Genomic DNA, 24,557 nt, shown 5'->3' with positions numbered 1-24,557 from the left:
GGGGCCGGCCGGCCCGGCTGTCAGCGGAAGCCGACGGGCATGTACTGGTCGACGTTGGTCTTGTCGACGACGGCCGAGTAGAGCGTGATCGACGCCGGGATCTCGTACTCGGCGAGGCCGCCGACGCCCTTGCCCTGGCCGAGGGCGCGGGCGAGGTCGATGGCAGAGGCGGCCATGGTGGGCGGGTAGAGCACGGTCGCCTTGAGCACGCCGTTGTCCTGCTTGATGGCCTGGAAGGCGGACAGCGCGCCGGCTCCGCCGACCATCAGGAAGTCGTCGCGGCCGGCCTGCTCGATGGCGCGCAGCGCGCCGACGCCCTGGTCGTCGTCGTGGTTCCACAGTGCGTCGAAGCCCGACTGGGCCTGGAGCAGCTGCGCCATTTTGGCCTGGCCGGACTCCACGGTGAACTCGGCGGCCTGGCGGGCGACCTTGCGGATGTTGGGGTAGTTCTTCAGCGCGTCGTCGAAGCCCTGGGTGCGCTGCTTGGTCAGCTCCAGGTTGTCGAGGCCGGCGAGTTCGACGACCTTGGCGTTGGGCTTGCCCTTGAGCTTCTCGCCGATGTAGTGCCCGGCGTTCAGGCCCATGCCGTAGTTGTCGCCGCCGATCCAGCAGCGATAGGCCTGCGGGGTGTTGAAGACACGGTCGAGGTTGACCACGGGGATGCCGGCGCGCATCGCCTTCAGGCCGACCTGGGTGAGGGCCTTGCCGTCGGCGGGCAGCACCACCAGTACGTCGACCTTCTTGTTGATGAGGGTCTCGATCTGGCCGATCTGCTGCGCGGTGTCGTTGGAGCCCTCGGTGATCTCCAGGGTGACGTCGGAGTACTTCTTGGCTCGGCTCTTGGCGTTGTCGTTGATGGCGTTGAGCCAGCCGTGGTCGGCCTGCGGTCCGGCGAAGCCGATGGTGACGTGCTTGCCGGGCTTGTCGTCGGCGGCCGGCCGGTCGTCCGCGGCGGGCGTGGAGCCCTTCGGCTCGTTGCTGGTGCAAGCCGTGAGGAGGGCACCGGCGGAGACGGCGGCGGATCCGAAGAGCAGTCCTCTGCGGGTGGGCAGCTGGGGCATGGCGGGGAACCCTTTCCTCAGGTCGTGCTTGCGGTACGGCGCTGGACCAGCACGGCGGCGACGATGATCGCGCCCTTGGCGATCTGCTGGACGTCGCTCTGCAGGTTGTTCAGGGCGAAGATGTTGGTGATCGTGGTGAAGACCAGGACGCCGAGCACGGATCCGGTGATGGTGCCGCGTCCCCCGGTGAGGAGGGTCCCGCCGATGATGGCGGCGGCGATGGCGTCGAGTTCGTAGAGGTTGCCGTTGGTGTTCTGGCCGGAGCCGGACAGGACGATCAGCAGGAAGGCGGCGATGCCGCAGCACAGCCCGGACAGCAGGTACAGGTAGAGCCGCTGGCGCCGGACGTCGATGCCGGCGAGCCGGGCGGCCTCGGCGTTGCCGCCGACGGCGACGGTGCGCCGTCCGAAGGTGGTGCGGTTCAGCAGCAACCAGCCGAGGACGGTCACGAGTGCGAAGACCAGCACGAGCGGCGGGATCCCGAGGATGTAGGAGTCGCGTTCGCCGAGGCTCAGCACACTGTCGATGCTGACGATCTGCGTCTTGCCGTCGGTGATCTGCAGGGCGAGGCCCCGGGCCGAGGCCAGCATGGCGAGGGTGGCGATGAACGGGACCATCCCGCCGTACGCGATGAGCAGTCCGTTGACCAGGCCGCAGCCGAGACCGACGACCATCGCGGTGAACAGGATGCCGGCGAAGCCGAACTCCTGGGTGGCCAGCGTCGTCGCCCACACCGAGGCGAGCGCGACGATCGCGCCGACGGAGAGGTCGATGCCGCCGGAGGTGATGACGAAGGTCATGCCGACGGTGACGACACCGATCACCGAGGCCTGGGTGAGGACGAGTTGCAGGTTGCGGGTGTCGAGGAACTCGTCGGGCTTGGTGACACCGCCGATGACCACGAGCACGGCGAGCACGCCGAGCAGGGACAGGGTGCGGACGTCGGCGCGGCCCATCAGGGTGCGCCAGGCGGGGAGGTGGACCTGCGGCACCTTTCCGGTGCCGTCCCGCGGCGGGGACACGTGCTGCGTCATGACGCCGGGCTTCCTTCCATGACGAGGTCGAGGACGCGGTGTTCGTCGAGCTGCCGGGCGGGCGCGGTGTGCACCACCTGGCCCTCGCGCAGCACCAGGACGCGGTCGGCGAGGCCGAGCACCTCCGGCACTTCGCTGGAGACGAGGAGCACCGCGAGGCCCTCGTCGGCGAGGCGCCGTACCACCGCGTACAGTTCGGCGCGGGCGCCGACGTCGACGCCGCGGGTGGGTTCGTCGAGCAGCAGGACGCGGCAGCCGCGCAGCAGCCAGCGGGCCAGGACGGCTTTTTGCTGGTTGCCGCCGGACAGGGTGCGCACGGGCACGGACGGGTTGTCGGGCCGCAGGGACAGCTCCCGCACGGCGGCGCGGGCGGCACCGTTCTCGGCCCCGCGGTCGATCCATCCGCCTCGGGAGAACCGGGACAGCGAGGAGACGGAGACGTTGCGGGTGACGGACTCCAGCATCAGCAGCGCCTGCGCCTTGCGCTCCTCGGGCGCGAGTCCGAGCCCGGCACGGACGGCGGCACGGACGCTGCCGGGCCGCAAGGGAGTTCCGCCCACGCTCACCTGACCTGCCGTCGGCTTGCGGGCGCCGTAGATCGTCTCGAGGATCTCCGAGCGCCCCGAACCGACCAGCCCGGCGAGCCCGACGATCTCCCCGGCGTGCACATCGAGGTCGAGCGGCGCGAACTCGCCGTCCCGGGCGAGGCCGCGCACCTGGAGCACCGGGGTGCCCGCGGGCGGCTCGGTCGGCCGCCCGGGGAAGACGTACTCCACGTTCCGGCCGGTCATCAGGGCGACGACGTCACGTGTCGGGGTCGTCTTCGCGGGCAGTCCGCCCGCGACCGCGCGCCCGTCCTTCAGCACGGTGACGCGGTCGCCGATGCGGCGGATCTCCTCCAGCCGGTGCGAGATGTAGACGACGGCGACCCCGTCGGCGGTGAGATCCGAGACGATCCGGAAGAGGTTGTCCACCTCGTCGGGGTCGAGCGCGGCGGACGGCTCGTCCATCACGATCAGGCGTACGTCGTGGGACAGCGCCCGGGCCATGGAGACGATCTGCTGCTGTGCCGCTGACAAGTCCCCGACTGGGCGGCCCGGTTCGATCTCCGGATGGCCGAGTCGCCTGAGCAGCGCGGCGGTCGACTCCTTCGCGGCCTTGCGCCGTACGACGAAGCCGGCGGCCGTGGGCTCGTGGCCGAGGTGGACGTTCTCGGCCACGGACAGGTGCTCCACCAGGTCGAGTTCCTGGTAGATCGTGGCGATGCCCAGGCGCATCGCGGCGATCGGCGAGCGCAGGGTGACCGGCTCTCCGCGCCAGCGGATGGTGCCGGTGTCCGGCTGGTGGGCTCCGGCGAGGACCTTGATGAGGGTGGACTTGCCGGCGCCGTTCTGGCCGAGCAGACAGTGCACTTCGCCGGCCTGGACCTCGAGGTCGACGCCGTCGAGGGCCCGGACTCCGGGGAACGACTTGGTGATGCCGGACATGCTGAGCAGCGGTGGTTGTGGTGCCATGCGGATTCCCCTCGGCGGGCGTGCGGGCCGGGTCAGGGCGGGTCGGGGCAGGGCGGAGCAGGGCGGGGTGGAGCAGGGCAGGGTGGAGCAGGGTGAGCGGCTCCGGGCGGGCCGGGCCGGGTGGCGGAGCGGTTTCGGGCAGGGCGGAGCTGGGTGGGGCGGTTTCGGGCAGGGCGGAGCGGTGAGCTGTGCTGGTACGCCGGTGTGGGGCCGGAAGTGGCGCGGCGGCGGAGCCGGCGGCTACGCCGGTGAGAACAGGTGGTCGCTGATCAGCCGGGCCGCGCCGATGACTCCGGCGACGGGTCCCAGCTCCCCCAGGACGATGGGCAGGTTGCCGGTCGCCAGCGGCAGCGACTGGCGGTAGACCTGGGTGCGGATCGCGGCGAGCAGGGTGTGGCCGAGGCCGGTCACCCCGCCGCCGATCACCACCAGGCCGGGGTTGAAGAAGCTGACCAGGCCGGCGATGACCTGGCCGGTGCGGGTGCCGCCCTCCCGGATGAGGTCGAGGGAGGTGGCGTCACCGGCGGCCGCGGCCGCGGCGACATCGGCGGCGGAGAGCGTGCCGCCCGTCTCCAGCCGGGACGCCAGTTCCGGCGACAGCCCCTGGCGGGCGGCCTCGGTGGCGTCGCGGGCCAGGGCGGCACCGCTGAAGTGGGCCTCCAGGCAGCCGCGGTTGCCGCAGGCGCACGGACGGCCGTCGGGCACGGCCTGGATGTGGCCGATGTCGCCCGCGCTGCCGGTCACCCCGCGGTGGACGCCGCCGCCCACCACGATGCCGCAGCCGATGCCGGTGCCGATCTTGACGCAGAGGAAGTCGCCCACGGAGCGTGCGACGCCCGCGTGCATCTCCCCCATCGCCATCAGATTCACGTCGTTGTCGACCATGACGGGGCAGCCCAGTTCCTGGCTGAGCGCCTCCCGCACGGGGAAGCCGTCCCAGCCCGGCATGATCGGCGGTGCCACCGGGACGCCCTCCGGGAAGCGGACCGGGCCCGGGACGCCGATGCCGGCGCCGTCGTAGCCCTCCGCGAGCCCGGAGTCGCGCAACTTCGCTGCCATGGACAGCACGTGCTCGAAGACCGCGACGGGTCCCTCACGGACGTCCATGGGCTGGTTGAGGTGGCCCAGGACCTCCAGCTCGGCGTTGGTGACGGCGACGTCGATCGAGGTCGCGCCGATGTCGACGCCGAGGAAGCGCAGCTGCGGATTGAGCCGGACGTTGTGCGAGCGGCGTCCGCCGCGCGAGGCGGCGAGTCCGTCGGCCACGACCAGGCCCGTCTGCAGCAGCCGGTCGACCTCCACGGCGAGCTTGGACCGCGAGAGGTCGATCTGATCGCCCAGCTGCGCGCGGGAGTTGGGTCCCCCGTCGCGCAGCAGCTTCAGCAGCTGAGCCTGATGCGTGTTCCCGGGTCGTGCGGTCATGCGCCTCACGTGCCCCTCCCCGCCTCACATCGGCCACCGTCGTCGGGCTTTCGAGGGGAACGTAGCAGTGGCTGTTGAATGTGGGAAGAAGTCGCGCACGGATTCCCGCAGACTTTTTCCACTGACAGGACAAAGACCCGCGACCCCAACTCGCCCGTCCGCACGGCCCCTTACGATCGGCGAGCACACCGATCACCTGGGGGAACACGTGAACACCGCGCCATCGGAGCCGGGCCGCAGAGTCACCACACTGGAGCTGTTCTTCGACCTCGTCTTCGTCTTCACGCTCACCCAACTCACCGTGCTGCTCACCGGCGACCTGTCCTTCGCCACCGCCGGCCGGGTCGCCCTGATCCTCATGGTGCTGTTCTGGATGTACGGCGCCTACGCCTACCTGACGAACCAGGTTCCGCCCGACCGTCCCTCCCGCCGGCTGCTGCTGATGCTCGGCATGGGCGCCTTCCTGGTGTGCGCGCTGGCGATCCCGCGCGTCTTCGACGACACCGGGGTGGTGTTCGGACTGGGCTTCCTCGGCGTGGTGGTCGTGCACAGCGCGCTCTACACCCGCAGCCACGGCCGGGACACCATCTGGTACGGCGTGCCGAACGCGCTGGCCGCGCTGTCGGTGACCGCCGCGGGTCTGGTCGGCGGTCTGGCAGCGGACGGGCTGTGGGTGCTGGCGCTGGTGCTGCAGTTCGTCACCCCGCTGCTGGCGGAGCACGGACCGCGGCGCGCCGACGGCCGGTCGGCGGAGGTGCTGCGCACGCAGTTGGGCGCCCTGGACCCGGCGCACTTCGTGGAGCGGCACGGGCTGCTGCTGATCGTGGCGTTCGGCGAGTCGGTCGTCGCGATCGGCATCGGCATCGGGGATCTGCCGCTGACCCCGGGCCTGGTGGGCGGTGCGTTCCTCGCGCTCGCGCTCGCGGTGGCGCTGTGGTGGACGTACTTCGTGCGCGACGAGGAGGCGGCCGAGGCGGCGTTCGCCGCGACGCCTGCGCCGGCGCGCTGGCGGCGGGCGATGAACGCGTACTACTACGCCTTCCTGCCGATGCTGCTGGGCATCGCCTTCCTGGCCGCCGGAGTGAAGAAGACGCTCGGCCACCTCACCGAACACGCCCAGGGCGGGCCCGCGTTGGCGCTCGCGGGCGGGGTCGCGCTGTTCCTCGCCGGGGACGCGGCGTTCCGGGCGTCCCTGTCGCTGCGGCCCGTGCGCTACCGGCTGACGGCCGCTCCGGTGGCGCTCGTCGCGGCCCCGCTGGGCGTCCGCACCTCGGCGGCGGCCGAACTGACCTGTCTCGTCGCGGTGGTGGTGGCGATGCTGGCGGCCGAGGCTCGCTGGGCCGGGGGCCGCGCGACGGTCACCGAGGACGCCCCGGCGCCCGCGTAGCGGTCAGGGACGACGCCGCGGCCGCCCCGTAGCGGTCACCGGGGACCCAGGCGCCCGCGTAGCGGTCAGCCGCCCGCGTCAGGACGCCGGACGCTCGTGGTACGAGCGCCGCGTGTGCTCGGTGTGTTCGCGCATCAGCCGGGTGGCGCGGCTCTCGTCGCCGTCGGCGATGGCGGCGATCAGCGCGCGGTGCTCGATCCACGACTGCTGCCCGCGCCGGCGCGCCACCGGCGTGTAGTACCAGCGCACCCGGCGGTCCACCTGGGCGGCGAGGTCGGCGAGGACCGTGTTGCCGGCCAGCTCCATGATCGTGGCGTGGAAGCGAGCGTTGAGCGCGACGGCGGCGTCGACGTCGTCCGCGGCGACGGCCTCCTCGCCCTGCGCGCACAGCTCCTCGAGGCGGGTGATGCCGTCGCCGTCGGCGGCCGCGGCGGCAAGCCGGGCGGCCTCGGCCTCCAGCAGTGTGCGGACGGTGAGCAGCTGGTCGGCCTCCTCCTCCGTCGGCTCGTGCACGAACGCGCCCTGGGCGGGGCGCAGATCGACCCAGCCCTCGGTGTTGAGCCGCTGCAGCGCCTCGCGCACCGGCTGCCGGGAGACCCCGAGATGCCCGGCGAGTTCGCTCTCCACGAGGTGCTGGCCGGGCCGCAGAGCGCGCGTGGTGATCAGTTCGAGCAAGGCCTCGTAGACGCGCTCGCGCAGCGGGCCGGGCCGCTCGAGTCGGGGCACCGCGCCCTGCGGCAGTCCGGTCGACAACATCGCTCCCCCTCGCGGGACTCGGTGGGACGGCACGCGCAGCAGACCATCAGTATCGATTGTCTTTCGTCTACAGTCTACGGCGCACACGTCGCACCGCGGCGTGCGGCACCGTCACGCACGCGACCCCGCGCCCCACGCATCCCTCCACGGAAGCCGTCGGCGCCCGCCCCGGATCGAAGGCCCTCAGGGGCAGCGCACGACCTGCCCCGCGTACGACAGGTTGCCGCCGAAGCCGAACAGCAGCACCGGGTCGCCGGTGGCGATCCGGCCCTGCTCGACCAGCTTGGACAGGGCCAGCGGGATGCTCGCGGCGGAGGTGTTGCCTGAGTCGGTCACATCGCGGGCGACGACGGCGTTCGTGGCGCCGATGCGCTCGGCGAGCGGTTCGATGATGCGCAGGTTGGCCTGGTGGAGCACGACGGCGGCGAGGTCCTGCGGGGCGGTGCCGGCGCGTTCGCAGGCCTGCCGGGCCAGCGGCGGCAGCTGGGTCGTCGCCCACCGGTAGACGGACTGGCCCTCCTGCGCGAACCGGGCCGGCTGGCCCTCGATGCGCACAGCGTGCCCCATCTCCGGCACCGACCCCCACAGCACCGGGCCGATCCCGGACTCCTCCCCGTCGGCGCAGGCCTCGACCACCGCGGCCCCGGCCCCGTCGCCGACCAGGACGCAGGTGCTGCGGTCGCTCCAGTCGGCCACGTCGGACATCTTGTCCGCGCCGATGACCAGGGCCCGACGGGCGGCACCGGCGCGGACGGTGTGGTCGGCGGTGGCCAGCGCATGGGTGAACCCGGCGCAGACCACGTTGACGTCCATCGCGGCCGGACTCGGGATGCCGAGCCGGGCGGCGACCCGGGCGGCGGTGTTCGGGGAGCGGTCGATCGCGGTGGAGGTGGCGACCAGGACGAGGTCGATGTCGCCGGGCGTGAGGCCGGCCGCGGCGAGCGCCTTGGCGGCGGCGTGCGCGGCGAGTTCGTCGACGGGCTCGTCGGGCCCGGCGATGTGCCGCGTCCGGATGCCGACCCGGCTCCTGATCCACTCGTCGCTGGTGTCGACCAGCCCGGCGAGGTCCTCGTTGGTGAGCACCTTGGCGGGCTGGTAGTGGCCGACGGCGGCGATCCGTGAGCCGTTCATCTGGAGGGTCCCCCTCGTTGCCTGGACAGCGGACCCCTCAGTCTGATCAGTGACTCACGGGTACGAGGGCAGGCGAAGCGACAGGAATCGGGCGCGGGCGTTGTCGGCTTCCATCAGAGGACGAGCCGCTCGCCGAGCGGGGGCCAGGGTGTGCGTCGCCCCCGCTCGCCGAGCAGGGCTGCGCATACCCTTGCCCTCCTTCTCCATACTGTAGACAATATTTCGTCGACAGGATGCGTCACCGACGCGGCTCGGATACGCGGCCGCTTCCCCTGTCCGCCCTGCTCACCATCTCCGCGGTATCCCTCAAACCGAACGGAGTGTCCCCTGTGAAAGTCGCAGTTCTCGGCGCCGGAGCCATCGGCGCCTACGTCGGCGCCGCCCTGCACCGCGCGGGCGCCGACGTGCATCTCGTCGCCCGTGGACCGCACCTCGCGGCCATGAGGCAGCACGGTGTCCGGGTGCGCAGCCCGCGCGGAGACTTCACCGCCCGCGCCCACGCCACCGACGACCCGGCCGAGGTCGGCCCGGCCGACTACGTCTTCCTCGGCCTGAAGGCCAACTCCTACGCGGCGTGCGGGCCGCTGATCAAGCCGTTGCTGCACGAGACCACGGCGGTCGTCGCCGCCCAGAACGGCATCCCCTGGTGGTACTTCCACCGGCACGGCGGCCCGCACGACGGCCGCCGCATCGAGAGCGTGGACCCCGGCGGCGCGGTCAGTGCGGTGCTCGCGCCCGAACGGGCCGTCGGCTGCGTCGTCTACGCGGCCACCGAACTCAAGGCCCCGGGCGTCGTACGGCACCTGGAGGGCACGCGGTTCTCGGTCGGCGAGCCCGATCGCGGCGTCTCGGACCGCTGTGTCCGCTTCAGCGAGGCGATGCAGGCGGGCGGCCTGAAATGCCCCGTCGAGCCGGACCTGCGGAGCGACATCTGGGTCAAGCTGCTCGGCAACATCTCCTTCAACCCGATCAGCGCCCTCTCCCGGGCGACCATGGCGCAGATGTGCCGCCACGGCGGCACCCGCCGGGTCATCGAGATCATGATGAACGAGACGCTCGCCGTCGCCCGCGCCCTGGGCTGTGAGCCCGGCGTCTCGGTCGAGCGCCGTCTCGCAGGCGCCGAACGGGTCGGCGAGCACCGCACCTCCACGCTCCAGGACCTCGAACGCGGCAAGCCGCTCGAACTCGACGTGCTGCTCGCGGCCGTCGTCGAACTCGCGGAGATCACCGGCGTACCGGTGCCCACCCTGCGCACCGTGCACGCCCTGTCGGACCTGCTCGCGCTGAGGAGCGCCGCATGAGGAAGAGTCAGCCGAACACCCGCGCCGGCGCGCAGCCGAAGACCTACACCCGTCTCACCCACCCACTGGTCCGCGACTCCCGCGACGCGCCGCTGTGCCGGGCGAGCTGGGAGGAGGCCCTGGACCGCACCGCACGCGGACTGGCCCGCAACCGGGGCGCGTTCGGCCTGTTCTCCTGCTCCCGCGCGACCAACGAGATGAACTTCGTGGCGCAGAAGTTCGCCCGGGTCGTGATGGGCACGAACAACGTCGACTCCTGCAACCGCACCTGCCACGCGCCCAGCGTCGCTGGCCTGTCGGCCGCCTTCGGCTCGGGCGGCGGCACCTCGTCGTACGCGGAGGTCGAACACACCGACGTCATCGTGATGTGGGGCTCCAACGCCCGTTTCGCGCACCCGATCTTCTTCCAGCACGTACTGAAGGGCATCAGGAACGGCGCCCGGATGTACGCCGTCGACCCGCGCCGCACCTCCACCGCCGAGTGGGCGGAGAGCTGGCTCGGCCTGAACGTCGGCACCGACATCGCGATGGCCCACGCGATCGGCCGGGAGATCATCCACGCCGGCCTGACGAACACGGCGTTCGTCGAGCGGGCGACGAGCGGCTTCGAGGAGTACCGGGCGCTGGTCGAGCCGTGGACCCTCTCGCTCGCCGAGAAGGTGACGGGCGTGCCGGCCCGCGCGATCCGCGAGCTGGCCCATGCCTACGCCCGCGCCGAACGCGCCCAGTTGTGCTGGACCCTCGGCATCACCGAGCACCACAACGGCACCGACAACGTGCGCGCCCTGATCAACCTGGCCCTGCTGACCGGGCACGTCGGCCGCTACGGCTCCGGACTGCAACCGCTGCGCGGGCAGAACAACGTGCAGGGCGGCGGCGACATGGGCGCCATCCCCAACCGGCTGCCGGGCTTCCAGGATCTCCTCGACGCCGACATCCGGCTGAAGTTCGAGTCGGCCTGGGACACCGTGATCGAGCCGCACTACGGGATGACGCTGACCGAGATGTTCGAGGCGATGGAGGACGGCTCCCTGCGGGCCGTGTACTGCATCGGCGAGAACCCGGCCCAGTCCGAGGCGGACAGCGAGCAGGCGGTGCGGCGGCTGAAGGCACTGGACTTCCTCGTCGTGCAGGACATCTTCCTGACGAGGACCGCCGAGCTCGCCGACGTCGTGCTGCCCGCGACCGCCGGCTGGGCGGAGACCGAGGGCACCACCACCAACAGCGAACGCCGGGTGCAGCGCGTGCGGCGCGCGGTCACCCCGCCCGGTGAGGCCCGCGAGGACATCGACATCCTCTGCGACCTGGCCGCCCGCCTCGGCCGCGACTTCACGTACGCCGACGCCGAGGCCGTGTGGAACGAACTGCGCGCGCTGTCCCCGGACCACCACGGCATGACGTACGCGCGGCTGGAGGAGCACCAGGGCATCCAGTGGCCCTGCCCGAGCACCGACCGCATCGAACCGCCTTATCTGCACGGCCGGTTGTGGGAGAAGGACCCTCAGGCCAGGGGCAGGCCGGCGCCGTTCGGGATCGTGCAGCACGACCCGCCGGTCGACCTCACCGACGAGAGCCACCCCATCCGGCTCACCACCGGAAGACGGCTCGACTCCTACAACACCGGCGTGCAGACCGGCGGTTACGCCTCACCGCTCCGGCGCGGCGAGTCGATCGAGCTGAGTCCCGAGGACGCCGAGCGGTACGGCGTGGTGGTCGGTGAGCGGGTGCAGGTGACCTCGCGGCGCGGCTCGGTGGTGGCGCCGGTCTGGGTGGACCCGGCGCTGCGGCCGGGGCTCGCCTTCATGACGTTCCACTTTCCCGACGAGGTGGACACCAACCTGCTGACGATCGAGGCGAACTGCCCGATCGCGGGGACGGCGGAGTTCAAGGCGTCGGCGATCCGCATCGAGAAGCTTCCGGTCGTGACCTACGTGAGGTGAGCACGCGTGGACCTGCACTTCGGTGACAGCGAACCGACGGACGACGAACGCGCCGCGGTGGACGCCCTGCTGGGCCCCCCGGAGTCCTCCTGGGAGGGCGCCGACCGCTCGGAGGCGGACCTGCGCTGGGCGCGCGGCGGGCGTGCGGCCCGGGACCGCCGCGACCTGCTGCTGCCCGGGCTGCACGCCCTCAACGACCGGACCGGCTGGATCAGTCCGGGCGCCCTGGACTATCTGTGCCGCCGCCTGACCGTGCCCCCGGCGGAGGCCTACGGCGTGGCCACCTTCTATGCGATGTTCTCGGTGCGGCCCCGGCCCGCGACCGTGCTGCACGTGTGCACCGACCTCGCCTGCGCGGCCGCCGGCGCGCGGGAGCTGTGCGCCGGCGTGGAGTCCCGCCTCGGGCCGGGCAGCTGCGTCCATGTCGAGCGCAGCCCCTGCCTCGGCCTGTGCGAACGCGCCCCGGCCGCCCTCGCCCTGCGGGCCGGTGATCCGGTGCGTACGGCGGTGGCGGCCCCGGCGACCGTGGACGCCGCCCACCTCGCGGCGACGGCACCCGATTCCGCGACCGAGGAGCCGGGTGCCGTCGACGCCGTACCGCAGGCGGGTGACGACGGGCTGGTCCTGCTGCGCCGGGTCGGTGTCGTCGACCCGGAATCCCTCGACGACTACCGCGCCCACGGCGGTTACACGGCCCTGCGCCGCGCCTTCGCGCTCGGCCCGGCCGGCGTGATCCGCGAGGTCACCGACGCGGGTCTGGTCGGGCGCGGCGGCGCCGCCTTCCCCACCGGCCGCAAGTGGCAGGCCACGGCGTCCCAGCCCGACCACCCGCACTACCTGGTGTGCAACGCCGACGAGTCCGAACCGGGCACCTTCAAGGACCGGGTGCTGATGGAGGGCGATCCGTTCGCGCTGGTGGAGGCGATGACGATCGCGGCGTACGCGACCGGCGCGCACCGCGGGTACCTGTATCTGCGCGGCGAGTACCCGCGCGCCCTGCGCCGCATGGAACACGCCGTCGCGCAGGCCCGCGCCCGCGGCCTGCTCGGCGACGACGTCCTCGGCCAGGGCTACGCCTTCGACATCGAGATCCGGCGCGGCGCGGGCGCCTACATCTGCGGCGAGGAGACCGCGCTGTTCAACTCGATCGAGGGCCGCCGGGGGGAGCCGCGCTCCAAGCCGCCGTTCCCAGTGGTCAGGGGCCTGTTCGGCAAGCCGACGGTGGAGAACAACGTCGAGACGCTGGTGAACGTCCTGCCGATCCTGACGATGGGCGCCCCGACGTACGCGGCGATCGGCACCGAGGGCTCCACCGGCCCCAAGCTGTACTGCGTGTCGGGCGGTGTGGCCCGGCCCGGGGTGTACGAACTGCCCTTCGGTGCCACGCTCGGTGAGCTGCTCGACCTGGCCGGGGCGGGCGAGGGGCTGCGGGCGGTGCTGCTCGGCGGCGCGGCGGGCGGGTTCGTGCGGGCCGACGAGCGGGACATCCCGCTGACCTTCGAGGGCACCCGCGCCGCCGGCACCACGCTCGGCTCGGGCGTGGTCATGGCGTTCGACGACACCGTGCCGCTGCCCCGGCTGCTGCTGCGCATCGCGGAGTTCTTCCGCGACGAGTCGTGCGGGCAGTGCGTGCCGTGCCGGGTCGGCACCGTGCGCCAGCAGGAGGCCCTGACCCGGCTGCTGGAGCGCCGGGGAACGGCCGCCGCCGACGACATCTCGCTGCTTCGGGAGGTCGGCCGGGCGATGCGGGACGCGTCGATCTGCGGTCTCGGGCAGACCGCGTGGAACGCCGTGGAATCCGCCATCGACCGTCTGGGGGTCTACGCATGACCGCGATACCGCTCGGAGTGCCGCGCCGGCTGGTGGAGTGCACGGTCGACGGTCAGGAGGCGCGCGTGCCCGAGGGCGCGACGGTCCTCGACGCCTGCCGCGCCGCGGGGAAGGACGTGCCGACCCTGTGCCACGGCGACACGCTCACCCCCAAGAACGCCTGCCGGGTGTGCGTGGTGGAGGTGGCGGGGTCGCGCACCCTGGTGCCGGCCTGCTCACGCGCGGCGGAGCCCGGCATGGAGGTCCGCACCGACACCGAACGGGCCCGGCACAGCCGCAAGGTCGTCCTGGAACTGCTGGCCTCCTCGGCCGATCTGTCGACCACGCCGAGGGCGGCTCGGTGGATCGCGGAGTACGGCGCCGAACCGGACCGCTTCGGCCCGGACGCGGCGCGGCCGAACGAGGAGCCGAAGGTCGACAACGACCTCTACGTGCGCGACTACGACAAGTGCATCCTGTGCTACAAGTGCGTCGACGCCTGCGGTGAGCAGTGGCAGAACACCTTCGCGATCTCCGTCGCCGGCCGCGGCTTCGACGCGAGGATCGCCGTCGAACACGACGCGCCGCTGCCCGACTCGGTGTGTGTGTACTGCGGCAACTGCATCGAGGTGTGCCCGACGGGAGCGCTGTCGTTCAGGTCGGAGTTCGACATGCGGGCGGCCGGGACCTGGGACGAGACGCGGCAGAGCGAGACGACCACGGTGTGCGCGTACTGCGGAGTGGGCTGCAACCTCACGCTGCACGTGCAGGACAATGAGATCGTGAAGGTCACCTCTCCGCACGACAACCCGGTGACCCACGGCAACCTCTGCATCAAGGGGCGCTTCGGCTACCAGCACGTGCAGAACCGGGACTGACCGGGACGGATGGGGACCATGGGACGAGTGACGGAACGACGCAAGGTGATCCGTGTACGGGACGGAGCGGTCTCCGCCCGCCCGGACACGCTCGTCGCCGAGGAACCCCTGGAGATCCGGCTCGACGGCAAGCCCCTCGCCATCACCATGCGCACGCCCGGTGACGACTTCGCGCTGGCGGCGGGGTTCCTGGTCAGCGAGGGCGTCCTGGCGGAGGCCTCCGACCTGCGCAACATCGTGTACTGCGCGGGCGCCACGGCGGACGGCTCGAACACGTACAACGTGGTGGACGTCCACACCGCCGCTCACGTGGTCGTCCCGGACATCACCCTGGAGCGCAACGTCTACACGACGTCCTCCTGCGGCCTGTGCGGCAAGGCCAGCCTGGACGCCGTGCGCACCACGGCCCGCTGGCCCATCGCCGACACGCCCCCGCTGCGGGTGGCGCCGGAGCTGCTGGCGGCCCTGCCCGACCGGCTGCGCGCCGCCCAGCGGGTGTTCGACCGCACCGGCGGCCTGCACGCGGCCGCGCTGTTCTCGGAGCAGGGCGACCTGCTGGACGTCCGCGAGGACGTGGGCCGGCACAACGCGGTGGACAAGCTGGTCGGGCGCGCCCTGCAGAACGGGGACCTGCCCTTGTCCCGCACGATCCTGCTGGTGTCCGGGCGCGCCTCGTTCGAGCTGGCGCAGAAGGCCGTGATGGCGGGCATCCCGGTGCTGGCGGCGGTATCGGCGCCGTCGTCGCTGGCGGTGGACCTGGCGGTGGAGACGGGCCTGACCCTGGTCGGATTCCTGCGCGGCGCCTCCATGAACGTGTACGCGGGCGAGGACCGCATGGCCCTGAAGGCCACGGCCGACCAGGGCTGACGCCCTGCCCGCGACACGACGGCGGGGCCCCGCCCGGCGGGGAGCGCCCCCTGCGCCGGCGGGGCCTCGCCTCAGCTTTCCCGGGGTGTGCCGCTGACGCGGGCCAGCATCTCCACGAACCGCTCCCGTTCCTGCGCCGGCAGGGGCGCCAGCAGTTCGGCGTTGGCCGCGCGGGCCGCCTCCTCGCACCGCTCGAGCATCCGCTCCCCCTCCGGTGTCAGCCGCACGGCGTTCTTGCGGCGGTCCTTCGGGTCCGGTTCGCGCAGGACCAGGGACGCGGACTGGAGGTCGTTGAGGACGCCGACCAGGTCCTTGGGGTCGAGGCCCACGCTGCGGCCGAGGTCGGCCTGCGCGACCGGGGCGAGGTCGCGGACGGCGGAGAGCACCACGTGGTGCCACATCTTCATGCCCTGCGCGGCAAGCGCGTCGGCGACCAGGGCACGCCCGCGCGCGGCGGCGCGCCCGAGCAGCCAGCTGGGCAGGGAGCGGATCGCGGGCAGCGGTGCTTCGGCCATGCGAACACCCTATCCGGAAACCATTGGACTTCCCAACGACATGACCTCTATCGTTGGGACTCCCAATGAGTCCATGGGTGCTCCCCACGATTCCCCGGAGGTTCGCCATGCGCCGCATCCGCTACGACCGCCCCGCCGGCCCTCTCTTCCTCGAACAGGCCCCCGTCCCGGAGCCCGGCCCCGGCGAGCTGCTCGTGCGCTGCGAGGCGATCGGCGTCACCCTCCCCGTCGTCCGCAAGGTCACCGAGGCGGCGCAGCCCATCGCGCTCGGCGGCGAGATCGCCGGGGAGGTCGTGGCCGTCGGTGAGGGTGTGACCCGGTGGACGCCCGGCGACCGTGTCACCGGGCTGTGCTTCGGCCACGGCTACGCCGACTTCGCGCTGTTGCAGGACGCGATGGCCTCACCCGTGCCGGACACGGCCTCCCCCGTCGATGCCGTCGCCCTCGTCCGCAGCGGCCTCGTCGCCTACGGCGCCCTGGACGCGACGCGCCCCGAGCCGGGCGAGACGGCACTGGTCACGGCCGCCGCGAGCGGTGTCGGTCATCTCGCCGTGCAGCTGACCCGGATACGCGGCGCGGCCCGGGTGACCGGCGCCGTCTCCGACCCGGCCAAGGCCGGCTTCGTGCGCGCGCTCGGCGCCGACGAGGTCGTGGTGTACGGCGACGACCGCTGGGGTGAGCCGGCCGACTACGCGCTGGACGCCGTCGGCGGCGAACTGCTCACCCCGGCCCTCGCCGCGCTCGCCCCCGGCGGCCGCCTGGTGGCGTACAGCTCGGGCGGCGGAACCGTCCAGGCGTACGACCTGCTGGTGGGCGCGAAGTCCGTCATCGGGTTCCAGATGGCCCGCATCGCCCGCGGCCGGCCGGCGCTGTACGAGCAGTGGCGCGCGGAGCTGTGGCGTCTGTTCACGGACGGCTCCCTGAAGCCCGCCGTGCACGGGGAGTTCGCGCTCGACGACGCCGGAAAGGCGCACGAGCTGATTGAGAACCGGGCGAACCTGGGCAAAGTCATTCTGATCCCATGATCCACTCAGCCCGTCCGGGAGACGACGCCCGCCATGCCCCCACGCCGCCGTACCCGCCTCGGTCTCGTCACGGCCGCCCTCTGCACGGCGGCCGTTCCGCTGGTCGCGACACCCTTCCCCGCGCAGGGCCTCCCCCGGCCGGAGTTCGCTCAGCAGGTCCTCTTCAGGTCGGCCGGCGATTCCCCCTACGCCTGCTTCCGCATCCCGGCGCTCGTGCGGACGAACGCCGGCACCCTGCTCGCCTTCGCCGAGGCCCGGGCGCGCACCTGCGGGGACGCCGGTGACATCGACATCGTCGTCCGGCGCTCCACCGACGGCGGGCGCACCTGGGGGCCACTGACGGTCGTCGACGACGGCGGCGGCGACACGCACGGCAACCCGGCACCCGTCGTCGACCGCACCACCGGCCGCGTCCTGCTCGCCGAGACCTACAACTCGGGCCGCGCCGACGCCCAGGGCTGCGCCGCCCCGTGCGAGCGCACCCCGCACCTTCAGTACAGCGACGACGACGGCCGGACCTGGTCGGCGCCGCGCGTCCTCGGCGCCGAGATCCGGCCGGCGCACTGGAACTCCTGGTACGCCACCGGCCCCGGACACGGCATCCAGCTCACCCGGGGCCCGCACGCCGGCCGGCTCGTCATCGGCGTCAACGCCGAGAGCTGGGCCCGAGGCCGGATCACCGCCAACCACGCCGCGCTGATCGTCAGCGACGACCACGGCGCCCACTGGCGTCTCGGCGCCACCGGCACCTGGCCCGTCGCCGCCGACGGCACCTTCCGGCAGAAGCCCTCGGAGCTGAGCCCGGCCCAGCGCGCCGACGGTGCGCTGCTGGTCAGCGGCCGGGAGCAGGACGGCACCGACCTCGGCCACCGCACCCAGGCCGTCAGCCGAGACGGCGGCGACCGCTTCACCGTCCCCTTCCGAGCCCTGCCGGACCTGTACGCGCCGCAGGTCCAGGGATCCGTGCTGCGGCTGGGCGACCGCCTCCTGCTGGCCTGCCCCGGCGACCCCGACCGCCGGCGCACCCTGATGATCCGCTCCTCCCAGGACGGCGGCCGCACCTGGGACGGCGCCGACCGCGGCACGGTCGTCACCCGGGGCCCATCCGGCTACTCCGACCTGGCCGAGATCGCCCCCGCCACCGTCGGCCTGCTCTACGAGGGCGGGACGGCCGACGCCCGCGAGGAGATCCGCTTCGCCCGCTTCACCGAGGACTGGCTCGCCCCACGCCGCGGCCCCGACCCGTCCACCCCCGACCTGGCTCCGCACGGCCGGCCCGCCGCGGTTCTCGGCCACCCGCGCCGGACGGCCGGCGTGCGCGGCGGCGCCCTGGAGTTCGACGGCACCGACGACGCGGTACGCCTGCCGTATCGTGCGCGGCTGGCGCTGGGCACCGGGGACTTCACCGTGTCCGTGTACTTCCGTCACACGGCGACGGCCGGGGAGCAGCCGCTGGTGTGGATGGGCGGGGTCGGCGCCTCGCAGCCGCAGGTGTGGCTGGGCGCCGAGCCGGCGGAGAACCGTGTCGTGGGCCTGATCACCGTGCGGAGCGGCGGCGCGGCACCGCGGACCACGTCCGTACGCACGAGTGGCGCGTACAACGACGGCCGCTGGCACCGTGCGGTGCTGCGCCGGGGCGGCGGCCGTCTGTCGCTGTCCGTCGACGGCACGCAGTCGTCCGTCGCGGCCCCGCCGGGCTCGGTCAGCCGGACGTCGCCCTTCGGTGTGCACCTCGGTCAGCGCATGGACGGCCATGTCTTCTTCACCGGCGCGCTCGACGAGGTGCGCGTCTGGAACCGGGCGCTGAGCGACGGGGAGCTGACCCGTCCGCAGGTTCCGGGCTCAGCGCAGGACGTGGTCCTGTCGCTGCCCCTGGACCGGGTGAGCGGCTGAGCCCTCGACGTCGGTCTCGGGGTCGTGGGAGCGGCGTTTGGCGATCACCGCGCACACCATCAGCTGCATCTGGTGGAACAGCATCAGCGGCAGCACGGCCAGCGAGGCCTGCGGACCGAACAGCACGCTGGCCATGGGCAGCCCGGACGCCAGCGACTTCTTCGACCCGGCGAACTGGATCGCGATCCGGTCCGCGCGCCCGAAGCCCAGTGCCTTCGCGCCGTACCAGGTCAGCAGCAGCATCACCGCGAGCAGGACCGCCTCGACGACGAGCAGCCCGCCGAGGCGGACGGGGCTGACCTGGTGCCAGATGCCGCGGACCATGCCCTCGCTGAACGCGGTGTACACGACGAGGAGGATCGAACCGCGGTCGACCAGGCCGAGCACCTTCTTGTGCCGGGCGACGAACCCGCCGATCCAGCGGCGCAGCACCTGTCCGGCGACGAACGGGACCAGCAGCTGCAGCACGATCTGCACCACCGAGTCGGCGGAGAAGCCGCCCGCGCTGCTGCCCAGCAGACCCGCCGCCAGCAGTGGGGTGACGACGATGCCGACCAGGGAGGAGAACGAGCCGGCGCAGATCGCGGCAGGCACGTTGCCGCGCGCTATGGAGGTGAAGGCGATGGAGGACTGGATGGTGGACGGCACCAGCGTCAGGAAGAGCAGGCCCTGGTAGAGCGGCTGGGTGAGGAAGACGGGGACCAGTCCGCGGGCGGCCAGACCCAGCAGCGGGAAGATCACGAAGGTGCAGGCCAGAACGGTGCCGTGCAGCCGCCAGTGCTTGAGGCCGTCCAGCGCCTCACGGGTGGACAGCCGTGCGCCGTACAGAAAGAACAGGAACGCGATCGCCGCGGTGGACGCGCCGGAGGCGACGTCGGCGCCCGTGCCGCGCGCCGGCAGCAGCGCGGCGAGACCCACCGTGCCGAGCAACAGCACGATATAGGGGTCGATCGGCATCCAACCCGGCCACTGCAGGCGTTTCACGGTGCTCCACGTGCTTCGTCGTCGGTGCGTGCGGGGCTCTGCGGCCCCCTCTTGTCCGAGGCCCGGAGGGCCCCCTTCCATCCTGCTCCCCCGCACCGCGATCGGGAATCCGGCATACGGCTCTGACTGTCATCACGTTTCATGATGAGCGGCTAGGGTGGCAGGCGTGTACGACCCCTCCCAGCTGCGCACCTTCCTCGCGGTGGCGCAGACGCTGAGCTTCACACAGGCCGCGCGACGGCTCGGGCTGCGCCAGTCGACCGTGAGCCAGCACGTGCGGCGGCTGGAGGACGCCACCCGGCGCACGCTGTTCACCCGGGACACGCACGCGGTGGAGCTGACCGAGGACGGTGAGGCGATGCTCGGCTTCGCGCGCCGGATCCTCGAGGTGCACGAGCAGGCGACGGCCTTCTTCACGGGGACCCGGCTGCGCGGCCGGCTGCGCTTCGGCGCGTCGGAGGACTTCGTGCTGACCCGGTTGCCGGAGATCCTGGAGGGCTTCCGGCACGACCATCCCGAGGTCGATCTCGAGCTGACCGTGGAGCTGTCCGGCACGCTGCACGAGCAGCTGGCGGCCGGGAAGCTCGACCTGGTGCTGGCCAAGCGGCGCCCGCAGGATCCACGGGGCGAGCTGGTGTGGCGGGACGAACTGGTGTGGATCGGCGCGGAGCGGCTGCGCCTGGACCCCGACCGTCCGGTCCCGTTGATCGTCTACCCGCCGCCGGGCATCACCCGGGCGCTCGCCATGGAGGCGCTGCAACGGGCGGGGCGCCCGTGGCGGATCGCCTGCACCAGCGGCAGCCTGAACGGCCTGATCGCGGCGGCCCGCGCGGGCCTCGGGGTGATGGCGCACTCCCGCGGCCTGGTCCCGCCGGGCCTGGTGCGCGTCCCGGACCGGGCCGGCCTGCCGGAGCTGTCGGGCGTCGACTTCGTCCTGGTCCACGGTCACCGCCGCCCCTCCGCCCAGGACGCCGCCGACGCCCTGGCCGCGGCGATCCTGGCGGGCGGCGACCGCTTGCAGCGGCGCCGCCGGACCGGCGTCGGCTAGCGGTCGGGGCGGACGTCTCGGGTACGGCCGGCGACGGCGCCGGCCCGGGGGTGACGGAATCCGGGGCGCGGACGCTGACCGAAGTGAGGCGCCGACAGGACCCCGGCCCCACGGCAGTCCGGTCGTACAGATTCGGTGGAGATCGGGGCGCCGAAACTTACGGAACCGTCGGTTTTCTGTCCGACCCTTCCGCATGTGCGTCTATTTTCCGTCCATGACCAGCGGGGGCCCCGGCGCCGCCCGCCGCCCTCGCCCCTCCCGTCCCGCCGCCGCGTGGGGTAGCTTTCACGGCGCTGCGCGGGCGCCAAGGACGAGCCGGGCGCCGGGACCGGGGAGCGGGGAGCGGGTTTGCGCGAGTACACCAACCCTCCGTTGGCGCTGTCACCGCCGGTGGGCGGTCTGGCCGACGTCGTCTTCCGGCATGCCGAGACCGATCCGCTGCACGTCGCGCTGGGCCGCAAGGACGACGCCGGGCGGTGGCGGGACGTGACCGCCGCTGAGTTCCGCGACGAGGTGCTGGCGCTGGCCAAGGGGTTGCTCGCGAGCGGCATCCGGTTCGGCGACCGGGTCGCGATCATGTCCCGTACCCGCTACGAGTGGACGCTGTTCGACTTCGCGCTGTGGACGATCGGCGCCCAGGTGGTGCCGGTGTACCCGACCTCCTCGGCCGAGCAGTGCTTCTGGATGCTGTACGACGCCGAGTGCACGGCGGCGATCGTGGAGCACGAGGACCACGCCATGACGATCGCCACCGTCATCGACCGGCTGCCGAGGCTGCGCCGGCTGTGGCAGCTCGACGAGAGCGCCGTGCAGGAGCTGTACGACGCCGGCGCCCACCTGGAGGACGACGTGGTGCACCGGCACCGCGAGGCGGTCACCCCGGAATCGGCGGCCACGATCATCTACACCTCCGGCACCACCGGCCGCCCCAAGGGCTGTGTGATCTCGCACGGCAACTTCATGTACGAGGCGGACACGGTCATCGGCCGCTGGGAGCCGGTGTTCCACTCGAAGAAGGGCGACGAGGCAGCGACGCTGCTGTTCCTGCCGCTGGCGCACGTCTTCGGGCGGATGGTGCAGGTCGCGGCGATCCGCGGCAAGGTCCGCTTCGGCCACCAGCCGCAGCTGAACGCGGCCGCGCTGCTGCCGGACCTGCAGGCGTTCAAGCCGACGTTCATCCTGGCCGTGCCGTACATCTTCGAGAAGGTGTTCAACGCGGCGCGGCGCAAGGCGGAGAAGGACGGCAAGGCGGGGCCGTTCGAGAAGGCCGTCGAGGTGGCCGTGAAGTACGCCGAGGCCATCGAGGCGAAGGCGTGGGGCATCGGGCCCGGACCGTCGGCGGGGCTGCGCATGCAGCACCAGTTCTTCGACAAGCTGGTGTACGCGAAGGTCCGCGCGGCGATGGGCGGCCGGATCCGCAACGCGATGTCCGGCGGCTCGGCGATGGACCGCCGGATGGGCCTGTTCTTCGCGGGCGCCGGAGTACAGATCTACGAGGGCTACGGCCTGACCGAGTCCACGGCGGCGGCCACCGCGAACCCGCCCGAACGCACCCGGTACGGCACGGTGGGCCGGCCGATCCCGGGCGTGACCGTGCACATCGCCGACGACGGCGAGATCTGGCTGCGCGGCCAGAACGTCTTCCAGGGCTACCTCAACAACCCCAAGGCCACCGACCAGGCCCTGCACGACGGCTGGCTGGCCACCGGCGACCTCGGCCAGCTGGACGAGGACGGCTACCTGACGATCACCGGCCGCAAGAAGGAGATCCTGGTGACCTCGGGCGGCAAGAGCGTCTCGCCGGGTGTACTGGAGGAGCGGGTGCGCGAGCATCCGCTGGTGAACCAGTGCATCGTCGTCGGCAACGACCGGCCGTTCATCGCCGCCCTGGTCACCCTCGACCAGGAGGCCGTCGAACACTGGCTCCAGATGCGCAACAAGCCGCGCCTCACCGCGTCGGAGCTGGTGCGCGACGCCGATCTGGAGACCGAGGTGCGCCGCGCGGTCGTGGCGGCGAACACCCTGGTCTCGCAGGCGGAGTCGATCCGCACCTTCCGTATCCTCGCCCAGCCCTTCACCGAGGAGCACGGTCTGCTCACGCCGTCGCTGAAACTGAAGCGCAAGGCGATCGAGAAGGCCTACGCCCGCGAGGTGGAGGCGCTCTACCAGGTGTGAACCGTCGCACGGCAGGCGACGGATTTCGCGGTCAGGAATGCATCACGGCCTCTGATCGTTGACGATGTCCGTACCACCTGACGGACAACCGAAGGATCAAGAGCTCGTGAGCAGCAAGGTCCCCCCGATCACCCTCAACAACGGCATCGAGATGCCCCAGCTGGGATTCGGCGTCTGGCAGGTGCCGGACGACGAGGCCGAGCGGGCCGTCGCCACCGCCCTGGAGGCCGGGTACCGCAGCATCGACACGGCGGCGATCTACGGCAACGAGGAAGGCACCGGCAAGGCCATCGCCGCCTCCGGTCTGCCCCGTGAGGACGTCTTCGTCACCACCAAGCTCTGGAACAGCGAGCAGGGCTACGACTCGACGCTGCGCGCGTTCGACACCTCGCTCGCCAAGCTCGGCCTGGACTACGTGGACCTCTACCTGATCCACTGGCCGCTGCCGTCCAAGGACGCCTACGTCGACACCTACAAGGCGTTCGAGAAGCTGTACGCCGACGGCCGCGCCCGCGCGATCGGCGTCTCCAACTTCCTGCAGCCCCACCTGGAGCGGCTCATCGCCGAGACCTCGGTGATCCCGGCGGTCAACCAGATCGAGCTGCACCCGCACCTCCAGCAGCATTCCGCCCGCGAGTACCACGCCGAGCAGGGCATCGCCACCGAGGCCTGGTCGCCGCTCGGCTCGGGCAAGGGCATCCTGGAGATCCCGGCGATCGTCGCGATCGCCCAGAAGCACGGCCGCACCCCCGCCCAGGTGGTGCTGCGCTGGCACCTCCAGCTCGGCAACGTCGTGATCCCGAAGTCCGTGACGCCGTCGCGGATCAAGGAGAACATCGAGGTGTTCGACTTCAGCCTGGACGACGAGGACCTCGCCGCGATCAGCGCGCTCAACGAGGACCGGCGCCTCGGCCCGGACCCGGCGACGTTCGACGTGGTCTGAGCGTCACCCGGTCGGACGATCATCCCTCCCGATCGTCACCCGATCACCACGCCGCCCCGCGCCACGCCGTCCCGGGGCGGCGTGGCGCGTCCGCGCGGGGCGGCACCCGGGCTAGCGTCCCTGACCCGTGCACTCGTTTCCCCCAGCGCGTACCCGATCCCGCCGTCTCGCCCTGCGGGCGGTGGCGGCCGCCGTTCTCGCCGCCGGTGTCCTCCCGGCGCTCGCCGACCGCGGTTCCGGCGCGGCCTTCGCCCACGAGGGCTCCACAGCACGCGTCCTCGCCCACGAGGGCTCCGTGACCGCCGCCGATCTGCTCACCAAGGTGCGCTCCTGCAAGCAGGTGTCGCACGGCCTGTACCGCACCGACCAGGACAGGGCCCCCGCCGTCCCGGTGTGCGGGGCGAAGGGCGCGGTGTTCTTCACCGCCGACATGGACATCGACTGCGACGGCCGCCCCAGCGCCCGGTGCAGCAGGGCCACCGACCCGTCGTTCCAGGACGACACCGCCTTCCACCAGTCCAACGGCAAGCCGCTGCGTGCCGACCGGCTGCCGTTCGTCGTCGTGCCCGGCGCGAGCGACCTCTGGGACTACCGCGCGGCGGGCGTGCGGGGCGGTGGCGTGGCGGCGGTGATCCACGACGACCAGGTCGAGTACGCGGTCGTCGGCGACGTGGGCCCGAAGCAGATCATCGGGGAGGCGTCGTACGCCACCGCAGCGGCCCTGGGCCTCGACCCCGACCCGGAACGCGGCGGCACCGACGCCCCGGTGACGTACATCCTGTTCACGGACTCCGAGGTCACGCCGCTGGAGAGCCACGCGGCGGCCGTGCTTCTCGGCGAGCAGCTGGCCCGGGAGTTCCTGAGGAACAACTGA

20 protein-coding genes are annotated in these 24,557 nt (G+C 72.4%); 12 read left to right on the top strand and 8 right to left on the bottom strand.

The features are described from left to right. Positions 1-20 precede the first annotated feature (20 nt). The 4 genes from ACZ67Q_RS02185 to ACZ67Q_RS02170 all read right to left on the bottom strand — a co-directional run bounded on the left by ACZ67Q_RS02185 (position 21) and on the right by ACZ67Q_RS02170 (position 5,031). Positions 21-1,061 (bottom strand): substrate-binding domain-containing protein, encoded by a 1,041-nt coding sequence (locus tag ACZ67Q_RS02185; RefSeq protein ID WP_471175254.1) that lies wholly within the window; start codon positions 1,059-1,061, stop codon positions 21-23. Positions 1,062-1,078: 17 nt separating this feature from the next. After that, positions 1,079-2,095 (bottom strand): ABC transporter permease, encoded by a 1,017-nt coding sequence (locus ACZ67Q_RS02180; RefSeq protein WP_471175252.1) that lies wholly within the window; start codon positions 2,093-2,095, stop codon positions 1,079-1,081. After that, the gene (locus tag ACZ67Q_RS02175; protein ID WP_471175250.1) at positions 2,092-3,609 is read right to left on the bottom strand and encodes a sugar ABC transporter ATP-binding protein; all 1,518 of its coding nucleotides are present in this window, start codon (positions 3,607-3,609) and stop codon (positions 2,092-2,094) included. Before ACZ67Q_RS02175 ends, ACZ67Q_RS02180 begins: the two co-directional genes overlap by 4 nt. 240 nt (positions 3,610-3,849) lie before the next feature. After that, positions 3,850-5,031 (bottom strand): ROK family protein, encoded by a 1,182-nt coding sequence (locus ACZ67Q_RS02170; protein ID WP_471175248.1) that lies wholly within the window; start codon positions 5,029-5,031, stop codon positions 3,850-3,852. A gap of 208 nt (positions 5,032-5,239) precedes the next feature. On the opposite strand from ACZ67Q_RS02170, the gene ACZ67Q_RS02165 reads away from it, so the two are divergent. After that, the gene (locus tag ACZ67Q_RS02165; protein ID WP_471175246.1) at positions 5,240-6,418 is read left to right on the top strand and encodes a low temperature requirement protein A; all 1,179 of its coding nucleotides are present in this window, start codon (positions 5,240-5,242) and stop codon (positions 6,416-6,418) included. Positions 6,419-6,496: 78 nt separating this feature from the next. On the opposite strand, the gene ACZ67Q_RS02160 is transcribed toward ACZ67Q_RS02165, so the two are convergent. Both ACZ67Q_RS02160 and ACZ67Q_RS02155 read right to left on the bottom strand, forming a co-directional pair. Continuing rightward, entirely contained in the window at positions 6,497-7,174 is a 678-nt protein-coding gene (locus ACZ67Q_RS02160) for a GntR family transcriptional regulator (protein ID WP_471175244.1), read from the bottom strand. A 183-nt stretch (positions 7,175-7,357) separates the two neighbouring features. After that, positions 7,358-8,305 (bottom strand): beta-ketoacyl-ACP synthase III, encoded by a 948-nt coding sequence (locus ACZ67Q_RS02155; protein WP_471175242.1) that lies wholly within the window; start codon positions 8,303-8,305, stop codon positions 7,358-7,360. A 329-nt stretch (positions 8,306-8,634) separates the two neighbouring features. Between ACZ67Q_RS02155 and ACZ67Q_RS02150 the strand changes: the two genes are divergently transcribed. Genes ACZ67Q_RS02150 through fdhD form a run of 5 tightly spaced genes read left to right on the top strand, consistent with a single transcriptional unit; the run spans position 8,635 to position 15,100 of the window. Next, the gene (locus ACZ67Q_RS02150; RefSeq protein WP_471175241.1) at positions 8,635-9,606 is read left to right on the top strand and encodes a 2-dehydropantoate 2-reductase; all 972 of its coding nucleotides are present in this window, start codon (positions 8,635-8,637) and stop codon (positions 9,604-9,606) included. Further along, positions 9,603-11,546, top strand: coding sequence for a molybdopterin oxidoreductase family protein (locus ACZ67Q_RS02145; RefSeq protein ID WP_471175239.1), 1,944 nt, complete (start codon positions 9,603-9,605; stop codon positions 11,544-11,546). The genes ACZ67Q_RS02150 and ACZ67Q_RS02145 overlap by 4 nt, the downstream gene beginning before the upstream one ends. Before the next feature lie 6 nt (positions 11,547-11,552). Continuing rightward, positions 11,553-13,376, top strand: a complete 1,824-nt coding sequence (locus tag ACZ67Q_RS02140) for an NADH-ubiquinone oxidoreductase-F iron-sulfur binding region domain-containing protein (RefSeq protein WP_471175237.1) — start codon at positions 11,553-11,555, stop codon at positions 13,374-13,376. Next, a complete protein-coding gene (locus ACZ67Q_RS02135) occupies positions 13,373-14,233 on the top strand; it encodes a 2Fe-2S iron-sulfur cluster-binding protein (RefSeq protein ID WP_471175235.1) in 861 nt (286 codons plus the stop codon). Before ACZ67Q_RS02140 ends, ACZ67Q_RS02135 begins: the two co-directional genes overlap by 4 nt. An 18-nt stretch (positions 14,234-14,251) precedes the next feature. Continuing rightward, positions 14,252-15,100 carry a formate dehydrogenase accessory sulfurtransferase FdhD gene (gene fdhD / locus ACZ67Q_RS02130; RefSeq protein ID WP_471175234.1) on the top strand — a complete coding sequence of 283 codons (849 nt, stop codon included), beginning with the start codon at positions 14,252-14,254 and terminating at the stop codon, positions 15,098-15,100. Between the two features lie 71 nt (positions 15,101-15,171). Here fdhD and ACZ67Q_RS02125 read toward each other — a convergent pair whose 3' ends face one another. Then, positions 15,172-15,615, bottom strand: a complete 444-nt coding sequence (locus ACZ67Q_RS02125) for a MarR family winged helix-turn-helix transcriptional regulator (RefSeq protein ID WP_471175232.1) — start codon at positions 15,613-15,615, stop codon at positions 15,172-15,174. Positions 15,616-15,722: 107 nt separating this feature from the next. On the opposite strand from ACZ67Q_RS02125, the gene ACZ67Q_RS02120 reads away from it, so the two are divergent. Further along, a complete protein-coding gene (locus ACZ67Q_RS02120; RefSeq protein WP_471175230.1) occupies positions 15,723-16,640 on the top strand; it encodes a quinone oxidoreductase family protein in 918 nt (305 codons plus the stop codon). Positions 16,641-16,673: 33 nt separating this feature from the next. Continuing rightward, positions 16,674-18,533 (top strand): exo-alpha-sialidase, encoded by a 1,860-nt coding sequence (locus ACZ67Q_RS02115; protein WP_471175228.1) that lies wholly within the window; start codon positions 16,674-16,676, stop codon positions 18,531-18,533. On the opposite strand, the gene ACZ67Q_RS02110 is transcribed toward ACZ67Q_RS02115, so the two are convergent. After that, complete coding sequence (locus ACZ67Q_RS02110; protein WP_471175226.1) at positions 18,483-19,517, bottom strand: bile acid:sodium symporter family protein; 1,035 nt, start codon at positions 19,515-19,517, stop codon at positions 18,483-18,485. The two genes, ACZ67Q_RS02115 and ACZ67Q_RS02110, sit on opposite strands and share 51 nt — an antisense overlap. Before the next feature lie 166 nt (positions 19,518-19,683). Here ACZ67Q_RS02110 and ACZ67Q_RS02105 point away from each other — a divergent pair, with 166 nt between their 5' ends. From ACZ67Q_RS02105 to ACZ67Q_RS02090, 4 genes are all read left to right on the top strand, one after another. Beyond that, a complete protein-coding gene (locus ACZ67Q_RS02105) occupies positions 19,684-20,565 on the top strand; it encodes a LysR substrate-binding domain-containing protein (protein WP_471175224.1) in 882 nt (293 codons plus the stop codon). Between the two features lie 348 nt (positions 20,566-20,913). After that, positions 20,914-22,740: an AMP-dependent synthetase/ligase gene (locus ACZ67Q_RS02100; RefSeq protein WP_471175223.1), complete on the top strand. Its 1,827-nt coding sequence runs from the start codon at positions 20,914-20,916 to the stop codon at positions 22,738-22,740. Between the two features lie 106 nt (positions 22,741-22,846). Further along, positions 22,847-23,683, top strand: a complete 837-nt coding sequence (locus ACZ67Q_RS02095) for an aldo/keto reductase (protein ID WP_471175221.1) — start codon at positions 22,847-22,849, stop codon at positions 23,681-23,683. Between the two features lie 181 nt (positions 23,684-23,864). Beyond that, on the top strand, positions 23,865-24,557 hold the full coding sequence (locus ACZ67Q_RS02090) for a glycoside hydrolase family 75 protein (protein WP_471175219.1): 693 nt from the start codon (positions 23,865-23,867) through the stop codon (positions 24,555-24,557).

This window comes from Streptomyces sp. NPDC036813 (assembly GCF_055609245.1).
Note: the sequence above shows the minus strand (reverse complement) of the source record. Positions and strands in the feature narration are given on the sequence as shown.